Raw genomic sequence first — 14,371 nt, 5'->3', positions numbered from 1 at the left:
GATGCGCTATATCTCGACCCGCGGGCAGGCGCCCGTTCTGCCCTTTGCCGAGGCGATGATGACCGGCCTCGCCCGCGACGGCGGGCTGTATGTCCCGGAAACCATCCCGCAGCTGTCCCCGGCCGAGATCGCCGCGCTGGAAGGGGTCAGCTTCGAGGAAGTGGCGTTCCGCATCACCCAGCCCTTTGTCGCGGAAAGCTTTTCCGAAACGGAACTGCGCGAGGCGATCCGCCGTGCCTATCAGGGTTTCGGCCATGCCGCCCGCGCGCCGCTGGTGCAGCTGGCGCCGGGGCATTTCCTGCTGGAGCTGTTCCACGGCCCGACGCTGGCCTTCAAGGATTTCGCCATGCAGCTGATCGGGCAGCTGTTCCAGATCGCGCTGTCGCGCGAGGGGCGGCGCATCACCATCCTGGGCGCGACCTCGGGCGATACCGGGTCCGCTGCGATCGAGGCGTTCCGCGGCCTGCCCAATGTCGATGTGTTCATCCTGTATCCGCACGGCCGGGTCAGCGAGGTGCAGCGCCGGCAGATGACCACCCCCGACGACGCCAATGTCCACGCGCTGGCCATCGACGGCACCTTTGACGACGCGCAGGCGCGACTCAAGGATCTGTTCAACGACCACGCCTTTCGCGATCAGGTGGGGCTGGCGGGCGTGAACTCGATCAATTGGGCGCGGGTGCTGGCGCAGGTGGTGTATTATTTCACCAGCGCGGTCAGCGTGGGCGCGCCGCATCGCCCGGTCAGCTTTACCGTGCCCACCGGCAATTTCGGCGATATTTTCGCGGGTTCCATCGCGCGGGCGATGGGGCTGCCGGTCGAGCGGCTGGTGGTGGCCACGAACCAGAACGACATTCTGGACCGGGCGCTGCGGACCGGGGAATACCGCGTCGGTCGGGTCGAGCCCTCGATCTCGCCCAGCATGGATATTCAGGTCAGCTCGAACTTTGAACGCGCGCTGTTTATGGCCTATGGCGGCGACGGGGCGGCGGTCGCGCAGCTGATGGAGGAACTGAAATCCGGCGGCTTCACCATCAGCCAGGGCGCGTTGCAACATCTGCGCGAGATCTACGATTCCGGCCGGGTGTCGGAATCGGAAACACTGGCCACCATCGCCCGCACCCGCGCCGAAACCGGGCAGGTCGTCTGCCCGCACAGCGCCGTCGGCATCAAGGTCGCGGACGAACACCGCAAGCCGGGCGTCCCGATGATCACGCTGGCCACCGCCCATCCCGCCAAATTCCCCGACGCGGTGGAACAGGCCGTGGGCCTGCGTCCGGCCTTGCCGCCGCATATGGCGCGGCTGTTCGACCTGCCCGAGCGCCTGTCTCGGGTTGAAAACGACAACGCGGCGCTTAAGTCCCTGATCCTTGAACGGAGAACGGCTTGAGCGATATCCAGATCACCACTTTCCCCAACGGGCTGCGCGTGGCCTCGCGCCACATGCCGGGGCTGCATTCGGCCTCGGTCGGCGTGTGGGTGAACGCCGGCGGCCGGGATGAGTGTCCCGAACAGAACGGCATCGCGCATTTTCTGGAACACATGGCCTTCAAGGGCACGCCGCGCCGCAGCGCCCTGCAAATCGCCGAGGCGATCGAGGATGTGGGCGGCTATATCAACGCCTATACCTCGCGCGATGTGACCGCCTATTACGCGCGGGTGCTGTCGGGGGATGTGGCGCTGGCGCTGGATGTGATCGGCGACATCGTGCTGAACCCGCTGTTCGACCAGCGCGAGATCGAGGTCGAGCGCGGGGTGATCTTGCAGGAAATCGGGCAGTCGCTGGACACGCCCGACGACGTGATCTTTGACTGGCTGCAAGAGGCCGCGTATCCCGACCAGCCCATGGGCCGCACCATTCTTGGCCCGGCCGAGCGGGTCTCGGCGTTTTCGCGCGACGACCTGTCGGGGTTCGTGGCGCAGCATTACGGCCCCGGGCAGATGATCGTGGCCGCGGCCGGCGCGGTCGATCACGACGCGCTGGTGCGTCAGGCGGAACAGATTTTCGGCCATCTGCCGGCGCGGGCCGGCGTCGCGCGCCAAGGCGCCGTCTGGCAAGGGGCCGAGACGCGCCGCATCAAGCGGCTTGAACAGGCGCATTTCGCGCTGGCATTCGAGGGGCCGGGCTATCTGGACCCGGATTTCTATGCCGCGCAGATCTGGACCGCGGCGCTGGGGGGCGGCATGTCCTCGCGGCTGTTTCAGAAGATCCGTGAGGAACGCGGGCTGTGCTATTCGATCTTTGCGCAATCGGGGTTCCATGACGACACCGGCATGGTGACGATCTATGCCGGCACCTCGGGCGACCAGCTGGCGGACCTTGCGCATCTGACCATCGACGAGATCCGCCGCTCGGCCGATGATCTGGCCGAACCCGAGGTCGCGCGCGCCAAGGCGCAGCTGCGGGCCGGGCTGCTGATGGGGCTGGAAAGCCCCTCGGGGCAGGCGGAACGCATGGCGCGGGCGCTGGCCATCTGGGGCCGCGTGCCCGATGCGGCCGAGGTTGCGGACCGCATCGAGGCGGTGTCTGCCGCCGATGTGCGCGACCACGCGCAGCGCATCATTGCGCGCGCCCGCCCGGCGCTGGCGCTTTACGGCCCCGTCAAGGCCGCGCCCGCGCGCGAGGATCTGGCAAGGCGGCTGGCGGCGTGATGTTCTGGCGCCGCCATGCGCCCCGGCTGGAAACCGAACGCATGGTGCTGCGCCTGCCCGCGCACGCGGATTTCACCGCCTGGACCAGCCTGCGCGCCGAAAGCCGCGATTTCCTGACCCCGTGGGAACCCGTCTGGCACGCCGACCACCTGACCCGGCGTTCCTTCAGCAACCGGGTGTATTGGGCGGCGCGGTCCAGCCGCAACGGCACCTCGCTGCCGCTGTTCCTGATCCGCCACGACGGGGTGCTGCTGGGCGCGATCACGCTGGACGGCATCCGCCGCGGCCCGGCGCAGGTCGGCACGCTGGGCTACTGGATCGGCGTTCCCTTTGCCCGCCAAGGTTATATGCGCGAGGCCATCGGCGCCATCGCCGCCCACGCCTTTGGTCCCATGGACCTGTCGCGGATCGAGGCCGCCTGCCTGCCCGAAAACGCCGCCAGCCGCGGGGTTCTGGAAAAATCCGGCTTCAAATACGAAGGCGTGGCCCAGTCCTATCTTCAGATCAATGGTCGCTGGCGCAATCATGTGCTGTATTCCAATCTGCGCCATGACCGGCGCGGGCGGACCGGGGCAGGATAGGGCGGTTTGGGTGGCGAGGCCGGACCGGGGCGCTGCCCCCCCTTCGGGCTTCGCCCCTTTCGCACTGGGTTCGAAAGCCTGGGATATTTGGGTGATGAAGAAAGGCATGCGGCTTGGCGCTGAACCCTGCGGATGATCGGCTGGCCGCGATGCTGCCCCAAGGCGTGCTGCGTCCGCTTGAGCCGCGGCATCTGGACGAACCGCGCGGCTATCATGCGGGGCAGGGGGGTCTGCTGGCCGCGCCTCGGTCGGTCGATGAGGTGGCGGCGGTGGTTCGCGCTTGCGCTGCGGCGCGGGTGGGGATCGTGCCCCGCGGGGGTGGGACCGGGCTGGTGGCGGGTTCGGTCATGCCTGTGGGGCCGCTGCCGCTGGTGCTGTCGCTGGAACGCATGGCGGGCATCCGCGGTGTCTGGCCCGACGAGGATGTGCTGATCGCCGAATCCGGCGCCACGCTGTCGCAGGTGCAGGATGCCGCGCGGGCCGCCGGCCGCCAGTTCCCGCTGTCGCTGGCCAGTCAGGGCACCGCGCAGCTGGGTGGGATCCTGTCCACCAACGCCGGCGGCACTGCGGTTCTGCGCTGGGGCAATGCGCGGGCGCTGTGCCTGGGGGTCGAGGCGGTTCTGCCCGACGGCTCGGTGCTGCGCGACCTGCGGCGGCTGCGCAAGGACAATACCGGCTATGCGATCAGCGACCTTTTGGTCGGGGCCGAGGGCACGCTGGGCATCATCACCGCGGCCAGCCTGCGGCTGGCGCCGGTGCCGCAAGCGGTGGCGACGGCGATGCTGGCGGTGCCCGACCCGGCGGCGGCGCTGCGGCTGCTGGCGCTGGTGCAGGGGGACATGGCCGGCTGTGTCACCGCGTTCGAGCTGATCTCGGGGCAGGGGCTGGCGTTCCTGTCCGAAACCCTGCCCGAAATCCGCCAGCCCCTGCCGGGCGCGCCGTGGTCGGTGCTGGTCGAGCTGTCGCTGCCCCGCGGCTGCGACCCCGCCGCCATGGCCGAGGCGCTGCTGTTGCGCGCGCTGGACACGGGGCTGGCCAGCGACGCGATCCTTGCGCAATCGGGGGCGCAGGCGGCGGAATTCTGGTCGCTGCGCGAGCATCTGCCGGTGGCGAACCGCCGGATCGGGGCGATTTCATCGCATGACATCAGCCTGCCGCTGTCGGAAATTCCGCGCTTCATCGCCGATGCCGGGGCGATGCTGGCCGCGATGGGCGATATGCGGGTGAATTGTTTCGGCCATCTGGGCGACGGCAACCTGCATTACAACGTCTTTCCCGCAGCCTGCCGCAACCGCGCCGAATACGCCGCCCTGCGCCCCCGCGTGCAAGAGGCGGTGCATGAGATGGTCGTCGCCCGCGGCGGCTCGTTTTCCGCCGAACACGGGGTCGGGCGGCTCAAGGCTGCGGATCTGGCGCGCTGGGGCGATCCGGCGCGGCTGGCGGCGATGCGGGCGGTCAAGGCGGCGATGGACCCGCTGGGGATCATGAACCCCGGCGCCGTGCTGACCTTGCCCGCGGGGGGCGGCGCGACTATATCCGGGGGCTGAAGGACGACCTTCGCCCCAACCGGGAAAGCAGTCGGGACGGCCCGCAAGACCGGAGTCCCCGATGCGCAACACGCTTGACCGTATCCGCCACGCCATCCTGTTCGAACTGATCGGGCTGATCTTTCTGATCGGCGGTGGCACCATCCTGACCGGATTTGACGCATCCAGCCTGGGGGTGGTCGGGGTGGTCGCCTCGCTGATCGCGACCGGCTGGAATTTTGTCTACAACCTGATGTTCGACCGCGCGATGCTGCGGTGGCGCGGCAGCATCATCAAGACCCACCGCATCCGCGCCCTGCATGCCCTGCTGTTCGAGGCGGGGCTGCTGGTGATCCTGCTGCCCTTTGTCGCCTGGGTGCTGGGGCTCACCCTGTGGGAAGCGTTCCTGTTCGATGCCGCGATTGCGGTGTTCTATGTGATCTACGGCTACGCCTATAACTGGGCCTATGACCGCGTCTTTCCGCCGCCCGAGGCGCGGGCGCGGGCCGTCAGGACGGCCCGCTGAGGATCGCGCAAAGGGGGGTCAGTTCCCCGAACGCTCAAGCGTCATCCAGCCAAGCGGGCTCTGGATCTTCAGCACGCCGCCGCTCCATTCCGCGGCGGACGCCTGGGTCAGCGCCTCGAAGAAACGGGCCTCGAACCCCTTGTGGCCGCAGGGATTGTCGGTCCAGTGCATCTGCGAGACGTGGATCTGCGGCAGCGTGGCCGTGTTGGTCGCGGTAAAGCTGTTGCACGGACCCTGGCCGGTGATCTGGCCCGGCGTCAGGCGCACATGCCCGTCGCGGGTCGGCACGGCCTCTTGCCCGAAGCCGACGATCGTATAGGTGCCAAAGGGCACGCCGCCCTCAAAGCCGGTGCCGTCGTGGGGCAGCCCCGGCTGGGTGGGCGCGCAGGCGGCCAGACCGGCAAGGGCGGCAGCAGCGGCGGCAACGCGGATAGCGGACGTCATGAAGGGATGCCTCCCTGAATAATGTGGTTGAGGTTATTGTGGGGCAAGTGCCACCGGAACCTGCCAAAGTCCATGCACCGACGTGTGAGCGCGGGCGGCGGCGCCCCGCCCGTGCCTTTCGCGCAACGCCTGCGGGGGGCCTAGCCCAACAGCCGCCGCGCGATCACCTGCGCCTGGATTTCCGCCGCGCCCTCGAAAATATTGAGGATGCGGGCGTCGCACAGCACCCGGCTGATCGCGTATTCCAGCGCGAAACCGTTGCCGCCGTGGATCTGCAACGCATTGTCGGCCGCGGCCCACGCCACCCGCGCGCCCAGCAGCTTGGCCATCCCGGCCTCAAGATCGCAGCGCTTGTCGTGGTCCTTTTGCCAGGCCGAATGATAGGTCAGCTGCCGCGCGATCATGATTTCCACGGCGGTCAAGGCCAGCTTGTCGGCCACGCGGGGAAAGGCGATCAGCGGCTTGCCGAACTGCTTGCGGTCCAGCGCGTATTGCAGCCCCAGCTCCAGCGCGGCCTGCGCCACGCCGATCGCGCGCGCCGCGGTCTGGATGCGCGCGGATTCAAAGGTCTGCATCAGCTGCTTGAAGCCCTGCCCGGGCTGGCCGCCCAGCAGGTTGTCGGCCCGGACCTTGAACCCGTCAAAGCCAAGCTCGTATTCCTTCATCCCGCGATAGCCCAGAACCTCGATCTCGCCGCCGGTCATGCCCGGGGTGGGAAAGGGGTCCTCGTCGGTGCCCGGGGTCTTTTCGGCCAGAAACATCGACAGCCCGCGCCAATCGGTGGTGTCGGGGTCGGTGCGGGCCAGCAGCGTCATCACATGGGTGCGCGCGGCATGGGTGATCCAGGTCTTGTTGCCGGTGATTTCCCAGCCCTCGCCGGTGCGCAGGGCGCGGGTGCGCAGGCTGCCAAGGTCGGACCCGGTGTTGGGTTCGGTGAACACCGCGGTGGGCAGGATCTCGCCGCTGGCGATCCTGGGCAGCCACTGCGCCTTTTGTTCCGGGGTGCCGCCGACAAGGATCAACTCGGCCGCGATCTCGCTGCGGGTGCCAAGGGAACCGACACCGATATAGCCGCGCGACAGCTCCTCGCTGACCACCACCATCGAGGCTTTCGACAGCCCCAGCCCCCCGAATTCCTCGGGGATGGTCAGGCCGAACACGCCCAGCTCGGCCAGTTCGGAAATGATTTCCATGGGAATCAGTTCGTCGCGCAGGTGCCAGCCATGGGCCTCGGGGATCACCCGCTCGTCGGCATAGCGGCGGAACTGGTCGCGGATCATTTCCAGATCCTCGTCCAGCCCGGTGGCGCCAAGCGTGGCGCGGCCGTGGTTGTCCTGCATCAGCGCGGCCAGCCGGCGGCGAGCCGCCGGGGTGTTGCCGCCCATCGCCGTGCGCGCCGCGTCCGAGGGCTGCCAGTCCACCCCCAGATCCGACAGCCGGGCGAACTCGGTCTGGCTCATCGGGATGCCGCCGGCGATCTGGGTCAGATATTCGCCGAAACCGATTTGCAGGATCAGCGCCTCGACCTCGCCAAAGCCAGCGCCCAGCCGGTCCGCCCATGCCGACAGCTGCCGCAGCGATTCGACATAGGTCGCCAGCCAGGACAGCGCGTGGGCCGCGTGCTGGTCATCCTCCAACGCGGCCGAATCGATCTTGCCGCCGCCGACCCGTGCCCGCAGCGCCTCGGTCGCGCGAGCAAGCAGCGCGTCAAGCTCGGGCAGGATGGCGGCTGCGGCTTTGGCGGTCAGGGCAGGGTCGCGAGTGTCAGGCATGATGGGATTCCCGAGGATCGAGGCATTGCCCCGGGGCTTAAACCTTTCGCAGTTGCAGCGCAACTATGCTGCGCAGTCACATGCTGCAACGCAGTTTCATTGCGCACCCGCCTTTGGCTCTTTCATCTTGCCTCAAATATCCCGGGGGTGCGGGGGCTGGCCCCTGCTCTGACCGCGCCACCACCCCCGCGCTTCGGCTTGCAGCGCCCACCCGTTCTGGCACAGTCCACGCCTCTGCCCGCCCCTGCCGCCGATGGATTCGAGACTGCGATGACCGACCCTGCCGAACTGACCGCCCGCCTGATCCGCTGCCCATCGGTGACCCCCGACGATGCCGGCACGCTGGACCTGCTGGCCGCGCTGCTGGAACCGGCGGGCTTTACCTGCACCCGCGTGGACCGCAACGGCACCCCCAACCTGTTCGCACGCTGGGGGGCCAGGGGTGCGGCCCGCAGCTTCGGCTTCAACGGCCACGTGGACGTGGTCCCGCCCGGCGATCCTGACGTCTGGACCCATCCGCCGTTTTCCGGCGCGCTGCTGGACGGGGTGCTGTGGGGCCGCGGCGCCACCGACATGAAATCCGGCGTCGCGGCCTTTGTCGCCGCCGCCATCGACTTCGTGACCGAAACCCCACCCGACGGCGCGGTGATCCTGACCATCACCGGCGACGAAGAAGGCCCGGCCCGCGACGGCACAACCGCCATTCTCGACTGGATGCGCGAGCAGGGCGAGCGGATGCAGGTCTGCATCGTCGGCGAGCCCTCGAACCCCGAACACATGGGCGAGATGATCAAGATCGGCCGCCGCGGCAGTCTGACCGCGCGGATCACCGCCCACGGCAAACAGGGCCATGTCGCCTATCCGCACCGGGCGCTGAACCCGCTGCATGTGCTGATCCGGCTGCTGGACGGGCTGGCGTCGCAGCCGCTGGATCGGGGGACCGCGCATTTCGACCCCTCGGGGCTGCAAGTGACCACCATCGACTGCGGCAATCCGGCCACGAATGTGATCCCTGCGCGGGCCAGCGCGACGCTGAACATCCGCTTCAACGACCTGCACACGGGCGAAAGCCTGTCCGCCATGCTGCGCGAACGTGCGGCGGCGGTGCAGGCGGACAATGGCGTGCGGTTCGATCTCGACATCGACATCAGCGGCGAATCGTTCCTGACCCAGCCCGGCCCCTTCGTCGATCTGGTCGCCGGCGTGGTGGCGGAACAGACCGGGCGCACCCCGGTGCTGTCGACCTCGGGCGGCACGTCGGACGCGCGCTTCGTCAAGGACCACTGCCCGGTGCTGGAATTCGGGCTGGTCGGCGCCTTCATGCATCAGGTGGACGAACGGGTGCCGGTGGCGCAGATCCACCAGCTCAAGGCGATCTACCAGACCATCCTGGCCCGGTATTTCGCATGAGGATCACCGTCACCGACGACCTGGCCGCCTGTCTCGCAATCCGCCGCAAGGTGTTCGTCGAGGAACAATCCGTGCCCGAGTCGCTGGACTGCGACGCCGCCGACGCCACCGCCGTGCATCTGCTGGCGACGCTGGACGGCCGCCACATCGGCACCGCCCGGCTGCTGATTGACGGACCCGACGGCAAGATTGCCCGCGTCGCGATCCTGCCCGACTGCCGCGGCACCGGCGCGGGCGCCGCCCTGATGCGCGCCGCGCTGGGTGAACTGCGCGCCCGCGGCGTCTCTACCGCCCGGCTGGGCGCCCAGACCCACGCGCTGGGGTTCTATGAAAAACTGGGCTTCACCGCCTATGGCCCGGTCTACGACGACGCCGGCATCCCCCACCGCGACATGAGCCGCACCCTGTGACCCGCCCCTTCATCCGCCCCGAACTCGCCGCCAGACTGCTGCCATGGCGCGAATTCGCGGCGGCGGTGCTGACCCTCGCCGCGGGCGGCTGGCTGTTCTCGCTGGGCGGGTTCCTGTTTCGTCCGCTGGGCGTGGCGGTGATGCTGGCCGCGGCGCTCTGGGCTTTGGGCGCATGGCGCAGACGCCAATTCACGACCAGGATCGCCGCCCCGGGGCTGGTCGAGATCGAAGAGGGCGCGATCCGCTATTTCGGCGCCCGCGCCCTGGGCGGTGAAATCGCCCTGCGCGACCTCGACCAGATCCGCCTGCTGCGGCTCGGCGGGCAGGCGCATTGGCGGCTGCGCAGCCGCACGGGCGAGGCAGTGCTGATCCCCGCGCAGGCCGCGGGCGCCGCCAGCCTCGCCGATGCCTTCGCCGCGCTGCCCGGCTTTGACCTTGGCCGCGCCGCCGCGGCGCTGGCCGCAGACCACGCTTTCCAGACCGTCTGGGAACGCCGCCCCTGATGGCAAAAACAAAGGGGGCCGGAAAACCCCGGCCCGCTTGCTGCTTCTTTCTGGTGGAAATACCCCGGGGGCGCGGGGGCAGAGCCCCCGCTTTCCCCAAGGATACTCAGTTCCGCGCCAGCAGATCGGTGATCCGGCGCACCGAGGCGCGGCGGTTTTCGCGGATGTCGCCCTCGCGCTGCACCTTCAGGAACTGCTCGCCGTAGCCCTGCACCACCAGATTTTCCGGCGGCACGTCAAAGAACTGGCTCAGCGCCAGCGCCACCGATTCCGCGCGGCGATCCGACAGCGCCAGGTTCATCGCGTCGGCGCCCACCGTGTCGGTGTGGCCCTCGATCAGATAGATCTCGCGCGGGTTCTGCCGGATCGATTCCGCAATCACGCGACCCAGTGCCGCCAGCGCCTGCGCCTGATCCGACTTGATCGCGGCCGAGCCGGTGTCAAAGGTGATCGCCTGAATATCGACCGGCGCGACCAGCGCCCGCACCTCGGGGATGTTGCGGATCTGGCCCAGCGTGAACGTGCGATTGACCTGGGTTTCGCGGCGCAGCGCCTCGCGCAGCGCCTCCTCGGTCATCTGCTGGCCGGGGGCAAGCGTGATCGGCCGCGCCGGCGGCGGCAGCGTGGCCACGTTCACCGGCTGCACCGCGACCGTATCGTCCAGCAGCTCGACCGTGCGGCCGTCGGCATGGATCAAAGAGCGGCGCAGCACCCGCAGATTGGCGTCGCGGATGGTCACCACCTGGCTGCCGTCGTCGCGGGTGACGATGGTGCGGGTCGAGCCGTCGGCATATTCCTGCGTCTGCACGGTCGAGCCGGGGCGCAGCAGCAAGGCGTTGTCATCCTTGATGATTTCCTGGCTGCCGTCGGGACGCGTCACCACCACCCGGTCGCCGGTATTCAGCGAAACCTCGCGGTTGTTCGACAGCATCTGCCCCACGACCAGCCCGGCCAGCGCCGGCAGCACCGCCTGTCGCAGGGTCTTTTCCAGATTGCTGCGGTCCTTGCTGTCCGACGCGGTGCTGTCAGATGCGGCCGCCGTTTCCGCCGCAGTGGTGGCGACGCCGCCATCGCGCAGCGCGCCTTTCAGGTCGGTCAGGAAATCCTCGGTGGCACTGCGCGAGGTTTCCTCGGTCACCGCCTCGGCTTGCGTGGTCGTCACCGGCTCGCTTTCGGCCAGTGCTGCGGCTTCGGGGGCGGTGTCGGCGGCGGCGGCCTCGCGGGCGGCGTCGGTCGTCGGGGCCTCGGCCTCGGGGATCTCGACCGCATCGGCCAGCGCAGCCTCAAGCTCGCCGGCATCGGGAAGAGCGGTTTCGTCGGTCTCGGTCTCGTCAGCTGCCGGATCGGCTGCCGCATCAGCGGGCGCGCCGGCGTCGGGCGCATCCGTTTCCGGCTGGGTTTCGGGCTCGGCTGCCTCGGGTTCTTGCAGAGGCACCAGCGGCGCGGCCTCGGCTGCGGCAGCGTCGGTAGCGTCGGCAGCTTCGGCTGCGTTGGAGGCTGCTTCTTCCTGCTCGGCCAGCGCGCGGGCCAGTGCATCGGCATCCGGGTCGGCTGTGGTGGCGGGTTGCGCCTCGGGGGTGGCGTCGCTGGCCGTTTCAGCCGCGGGCGCGGCGTCGGTTGCGGTCTCTGCGGCGCCGGTCTCGGCTACCGGAGTCTCGGCTGCCGGCTCGGCGACAGGTTCGGGGGCGGCTTCTGCAACGGGTTCCGGTTCTGGCTCGGGCTTCGGTTCTGCCACCGGCTCGGGTTCCGGTTCAGCGTCAGTTTCGGGCACGGCCTCCGCCTCAACCTCAGCCTCGGCCACGGCTTCCGCCTCGGGGGCGGCGTCAGCCTCGGCTGCCTGCTCGGCCTGTTCCTCATCTTCGTCGGCCGGCGGCAGGATCACCGCGGTCGCGGCCTGCGCCACCTCATCCGCGGCGGCAAGAACGATGCTGTCGGTCACGGGCTGCGCCGCCGCCAACTGCGGCAGCGCCACGCCGATGCACAAGGCCACCGAGGTGGTGTTGCGAAGAAATTTGCGAGTCATTCCGGCTCCGATACAATCCTGTAACAAGGGGGCGCAGCTGATTCTGCCACGCGCGCCATGCCCCCGGACAGGGGGCCTGTGACAAGTGAACCACCGAACCGGCGATGCGTTCCACCATTGTATGACATCACCACCCGCTTGTGTCCTGTCGTGAGAATCGGTGTGCCCTCTTGAAAACCGCGGCACTTGGCGGCATATGGCAGCGGTCCACATCCGGTGGACTTTGACAGGAGAGAACATGGCCAAGGAAGAGATGCTCGAATTCCCAGGCGTTGTTAAGGAGCTGCTGCCCAACGCGACGTTCCGGGTCGAGCTCGAAAACGGCCATGAGATCGTCGCCCATATGGCAGGAAAGATGCGCAAGAACCGCATCCGCGTGCTGGCCGGCGACCGGGTGCAGGTCGAGATGAATACCTATGACCTGACAAAGGGGCGGATCAATTACCGCTTCAAGTGATGGCGCCGGTGAATGACGGGCTGCGATTGGTGCTGGCGTCGGCCAGTCCGCGCCGGCTTGAGCTTCTGGCGCAGATCGGCATTCGGCCCGACGCGATAATTCCCGCCGATATCGACGAAAATCCCCGCAAGGATGAAGCCCCGCGCGCTTATGTCGCACGGATGGCCGCCGAAAAGGCTGCCTGCATCGCGGCGGCCGAGCCGGGCGTGGTGCTGGCCGCCGATACGACGGTGGTCGCCGGCCGGCGCATCCTCGGCAAGCCCGAGGATGAGACACAGGCCGCCGCCTTTCTGCGCCTGCTGTCGGGCCGGCGCCACCTTGTGCTGACCGCGGTCACCGTGCAGTCGGGCGGGCAGGCGCGTCACCGGCTGGTCGAGACCACCTTGCGCTTTCGCCCGCTGTCGGGCGCCGACATCGCGGCCTATGTGGCCAGCGGCGAATGGCGCGGCAAGGCGGGCGGCTATGGCATCCAGGGGCGCGCCGCGGCATTCGCGCCGTGGATGCAGGGGTCGTTCACCGGGGTGGTCGGGCTGCCGCTGGCGGAAACCGCGGTGCTGCTGGAATCCTTCGGGGTTCGCGCGCCGCATGGAATACGGGAAATCACGCAATGAAGGGACGCCAGATCGTTCTGGGCCGCTACTGGGGCCGCGAGGCCGCGGCGCTGATGGTCGACGGACGGGTCGAGGATCTGCTGTTCGACCTGTCGGCGCTGACCACGCTGCCGCCGGGGGCGATCTGCCGGGCGGTGGTGGATCGGCTGGTCAAGGGGCAGGGCGGCGTCTTTGTGCGCCTGCCCGAGGGCGAGCGCGGCTTTCTGCGCGGCGCCCACGGCCTGTCCGAGGGCCAGTCGCTGATCGTGCAAGTCACCGGCGCGGCCGAGGACGGCAAGGCGATTCCGGTCAGCCAGCGGGTGCTGTTCCGCGGCCAGACGGTGATCGCGACGCCCGGCGCGCCCGGCGTGAACGTCTCGCGCCGCATCCGCGACGAAGATGCGCGCGCCCGGCTGGTGGCGCTGGGGCAGGGGGCGCTGGACGACGCGCCCGCGGATCTGGGGCTGGTCATGCGCAGCGCCGCTGCCCTGGCCGAGGACGACGCCATCGCCGACGAGGCCGAGGGGCTGGTGTCGCTGGCCATCGCCGTGATGGGCGATCTGCCCGGCCGCCCCGAACTGCTGGTGGATGCCGAACAGCCCTGGCGCGCCGCCTGGATCGACTGGGCCGACCCGCCCCCCGACGATGTGGATCAGGGCGAGGCCGCCTTTGACGCGCATGGCGTCGGCGCGGTGATCGACCGGCTTCTGGACCCGGAACTGGACCTGCCCGGCGGCGGTTTCGCCGTGATCGAGGCCACCCGCGCGCTGGTGGCGGTGGATGTGAACACCGGCCGCGACACCTCGCCCGCCGCCGCGCTCAAGGCCAATATCGCGCTGGCCCGCGACCTGCCGCGACAGCTGCGGCTGCGCGGTTTCGGCGGGCAGGTGGTGATCGACTTTGCGCCCATGCCCAAACGCGACCGCGGCACGCTGGAACAGGTGCTGCGCGCGGCGTTCAAGGCGGACGGGACCGAAACGACGCTGGTCGGCTGGACCGCGATGGGGCTTTATGAGCTGAGCCGCAAGCGCGACCGGGTGCCGCTGGTCGCCGTCGCGCTGGCCGAGGCCGCGATGGTCGAGGACGAGCCGTGAGCTGCCCGATCTGCGGCAAGCCTTCGGCCGGGGGGTATCGCCCGTTCTGCTCGCGCCGCTGCGCCGATCTGGATCTGGCGCGCTGGCTGCGCGGCGACTATCGCATTCCCGGCGAACCCGCCGAAGGCACTCCGATGCCGCCGTTCCCCGACCCCGACGACGGCGACGGGAACGACCGGTGATTTTGGCTCTGGACAGCCGCGCCCGGCTTGTCTAGGAACGCCGCACCCACGGGTTGCCGCAAGGCGCCGCTTTGGGCCCGGATAGCTCAGTTGGTAGAGCAGCGGATTGAAAATCCGCGTGTCGGCGGTTCGAATCCGTCTCCGGGCACCATAAATTCAAATAAAAACAAGTATTTACAAGGAGGACTGTGTGGCTTTCTG

At 68.9% G+C, this 14,371-nt stretch carries 15 protein-coding genes and 1 tRNA gene; 13 read left to right on the top strand and 3 right to left on the bottom strand.

The window, feature by feature from the left end:
- Position 1: 1 nt before the first annotated feature.
- The 5 genes from thrC to BLW83_RS03600 all read left to right on the top strand — a co-directional run bounded on the left by thrC (position 2) and on the right by BLW83_RS03600 (position 5,285).
- A complete protein-coding gene (gene thrC, locus BLW83_RS03620; protein ID WP_090845555.1) occupies positions 2 to 1,390 on the top strand; it encodes a threonine synthase in 1,389 nt (462 codons plus the stop codon).
- Entirely contained in the window at positions 1,387 to 2,652 is a 1,266-nt protein-coding gene (locus tag BLW83_RS03615) for a M16 family metallopeptidase (protein ID WP_090845553.1), read from the top strand. The genes thrC and BLW83_RS03615 overlap by 4 nt, the downstream gene beginning before the upstream one ends.
- Positions 2,652 to 3,233 carry a GNAT family N-acetyltransferase gene (locus BLW83_RS03610; RefSeq protein ID WP_090845551.1) on the top strand — a complete coding sequence of 194 codons (582 nt, stop codon included), beginning with the start codon at positions 2,652 to 2,654 and terminating at the stop codon, positions 3,231 to 3,233. Before BLW83_RS03615 ends, BLW83_RS03610 begins: the two co-directional genes overlap by 1 nt.
- A 149-nt stretch (positions 3,234 to 3,382) precedes the next feature.
- On the top strand, positions 3,383 to 4,780 hold the full coding sequence (locus BLW83_RS03605; protein ID WP_090845957.1) for an FAD-binding oxidoreductase: 1,398 nt from the start codon (positions 3,383 to 3,385) through the stop codon (positions 4,778 to 4,780).
- Positions 4,781 to 4,841: 61 nt separating this feature from the next.
- Positions 4,842 to 5,285 carry a PACE efflux transporter gene (locus BLW83_RS03600; protein ID WP_090845549.1) on the top strand — a complete coding sequence of 148 codons (444 nt, stop codon included), beginning with the start codon at positions 4,842 to 4,844 and terminating at the stop codon, positions 5,283 to 5,285.
- Between the two features lie 18 nt (positions 5,286 to 5,303).
- Here BLW83_RS03600 and BLW83_RS03595 read toward each other — a convergent pair whose 3' ends face one another.
- Positions 5,304 to 5,729, bottom strand: a complete 426-nt coding sequence (locus BLW83_RS03595; RefSeq protein WP_090845547.1) for an META domain-containing protein — start codon at positions 5,727 to 5,729, stop codon at positions 5,304 to 5,306.
- Positions 5,730 to 5,869: 140 nt separating this feature from the next.
- Positions 5,870 to 7,501 (bottom strand): acyl-CoA dehydrogenase family protein, encoded by a 1,632-nt coding sequence (locus BLW83_RS03590; protein ID WP_090845545.1) that lies wholly within the window; start codon positions 7,499 to 7,501, stop codon positions 5,870 to 5,872.
- A gap of 270 nt (positions 7,502 to 7,771) precedes the next feature.
- Here BLW83_RS03590 and dapE point away from each other — a divergent pair, with 270 nt between their 5' ends.
- From dapE to BLW83_RS03575, 3 genes are read left to right on the top strand one after another with little or no spacing between them, the layout of a single operon-like run.
- The gene (gene dapE, locus BLW83_RS03585) at positions 7,772 to 8,911 is read left to right on the top strand and encodes a succinyl-diaminopimelate desuccinylase (RefSeq protein ID WP_090845543.1); all 1,140 of its coding nucleotides are present in this window, start codon (positions 7,772 to 7,774) and stop codon (positions 8,909 to 8,911) included.
- Positions 8,908 to 9,321 carry a GNAT family N-acetyltransferase gene (locus BLW83_RS03580; RefSeq protein ID WP_090845540.1) on the top strand — a complete coding sequence of 138 codons (414 nt, stop codon included), beginning with the start codon at positions 8,908 to 8,910 and terminating at the stop codon, positions 9,319 to 9,321. The genes dapE and BLW83_RS03580 overlap by 4 nt, the downstream gene beginning before the upstream one ends.
- A complete protein-coding gene (locus tag BLW83_RS03575) occupies positions 9,318 to 9,824 on the top strand; it encodes a hypothetical protein (protein WP_245728601.1) in 507 nt (168 codons plus the stop codon). Before BLW83_RS03580 ends, BLW83_RS03575 begins: the two co-directional genes overlap by 4 nt.
- A 106-nt stretch (positions 9,825 to 9,930) precedes the next feature.
- Here BLW83_RS03575 and BLW83_RS03570 read toward each other — a convergent pair whose 3' ends face one another.
- A complete protein-coding gene (locus BLW83_RS03570) occupies positions 9,931 to 11,847 on the bottom strand; it encodes an OmpA family protein (protein WP_090845538.1) in 1,917 nt (638 codons plus the stop codon).
- Positions 11,848 to 12,085: 238 nt separating this feature from the next.
- On the opposite strand from BLW83_RS03570, the gene infA reads away from it, so the two are divergent.
- The 5 genes from infA to BLW83_RS03545 all read left to right on the top strand — a co-directional run bounded on the left by infA (position 12,086) and on the right by BLW83_RS03545 (position 14,321).
- Complete coding sequence (gene infA / locus BLW83_RS03565) at positions 12,086 to 12,304, top strand: translation initiation factor IF-1 (RefSeq protein WP_090845536.1); 219 nt, start codon at positions 12,086 to 12,088, stop codon at positions 12,302 to 12,304.
- 20 nt (positions 12,305 to 12,324) lie between these two features.
- Positions 12,325 to 12,915 carry a Maf family protein gene (locus BLW83_RS03560; protein ID WP_177172487.1) on the top strand — a complete coding sequence of 197 codons (591 nt, stop codon included), beginning with the start codon at positions 12,325 to 12,327 and terminating at the stop codon, positions 12,913 to 12,915.
- The gene (locus BLW83_RS03555) at positions 12,912 to 13,988 is read left to right on the top strand and encodes a ribonuclease E/G (protein ID WP_090845532.1); all 1,077 of its coding nucleotides are present in this window, start codon (positions 12,912 to 12,914) and stop codon (positions 13,986 to 13,988) included. The genes BLW83_RS03560 and BLW83_RS03555 overlap by 4 nt, the downstream gene beginning before the upstream one ends.
- The gene (locus BLW83_RS03550; RefSeq protein ID WP_090845530.1) at positions 13,985 to 14,170 is read left to right on the top strand and encodes a DNA gyrase inhibitor YacG; all 186 of its coding nucleotides are present in this window, start codon (positions 13,985 to 13,987) and stop codon (positions 14,168 to 14,170) included. Before BLW83_RS03555 ends, BLW83_RS03550 begins: the two co-directional genes overlap by 4 nt.
- A gap of 75 nt (positions 14,171 to 14,245) precedes the next feature.
- Positions 14,246 to 14,321, top strand: a tRNA-Phe gene (locus BLW83_RS03545).
- Positions 14,322 to 14,371 lie beyond the last annotated feature (50 nt).

This window comes from Paracoccus alkenifer (genome assembly GCF_900108405.1).
Classification (GTDB): Bacteria; Pseudomonadota; Alphaproteobacteria; order Rhodobacterales; family Rhodobacteraceae; genus Paracoccus; species Paracoccus alkenifer.
Note: the sequence above shows the minus strand (reverse complement) of the source record. Positions and strands in the feature narration are given on the sequence as shown.

Coding starts and splice junctions, on each gene's coding strand:
- thrC (WP_090845555.1), top strand. CDS start 2: ATGCGCTATATCTCGACCCGCGGGCAGGCGCCCGTTCTGCCCTTTGCC.
- BLW83_RS03610 (WP_090845551.1), top strand. CDS start 2,652: ATGTTCTGGCGCCGCCATGCGCCCCGGCTGGAAACCGAACGCATGGTG.
- BLW83_RS03605 (WP_090845957.1), top strand. CDS start 3,383: ATGCTGCCCCAAGGCGTGCTGCGTCCGCTTGAGCCGCGGCATCTGGAC.
- BLW83_RS03600 (WP_090845549.1), top strand. CDS start 4,842: ATGCGCAACACGCTTGACCGTATCCGCCACGCCATCCTGTTCGAACTG.
- BLW83_RS03595 (WP_090845547.1), bottom strand. CDS start 5,729: ATGACGTCCGCTATCCGCGTTGCCGCCGCTGCTGCCGCCCTTGCCGGT.
- BLW83_RS03590 (WP_090845545.1), bottom strand. CDS start 7,501: ATGCCTGACACTCGCGACCCTGCCCTGACCGCCAAAGCCGCAGCCGCC.
- dapE (WP_090845543.1), top strand. CDS start 7,772: ATGACCGACCCTGCCGAACTGACCGCCCGCCTGATCCGCTGCCCATCG.
- BLW83_RS03580 (WP_090845540.1), top strand. CDS start 8,908: ATGAGGATCACCGTCACCGACGACCTGGCCGCCTGTCTCGCAATCCGC.
- BLW83_RS03570 (WP_090845538.1), bottom strand. CDS start 11,847: ATGACTCGCAAATTTCTTCGCAACACCACCTCGGTGGCCTTGTGCATC.
- infA (WP_090845536.1), top strand. CDS start 12,086: ATGGCCAAGGAAGAGATGCTCGAATTCCCAGGCGTTGTTAAGGAGCTG.
- BLW83_RS03555 (WP_090845532.1), top strand. CDS start 12,912: ATGAAGGGACGCCAGATCGTTCTGGGCCGCTACTGGGGCCGCGAGGCC.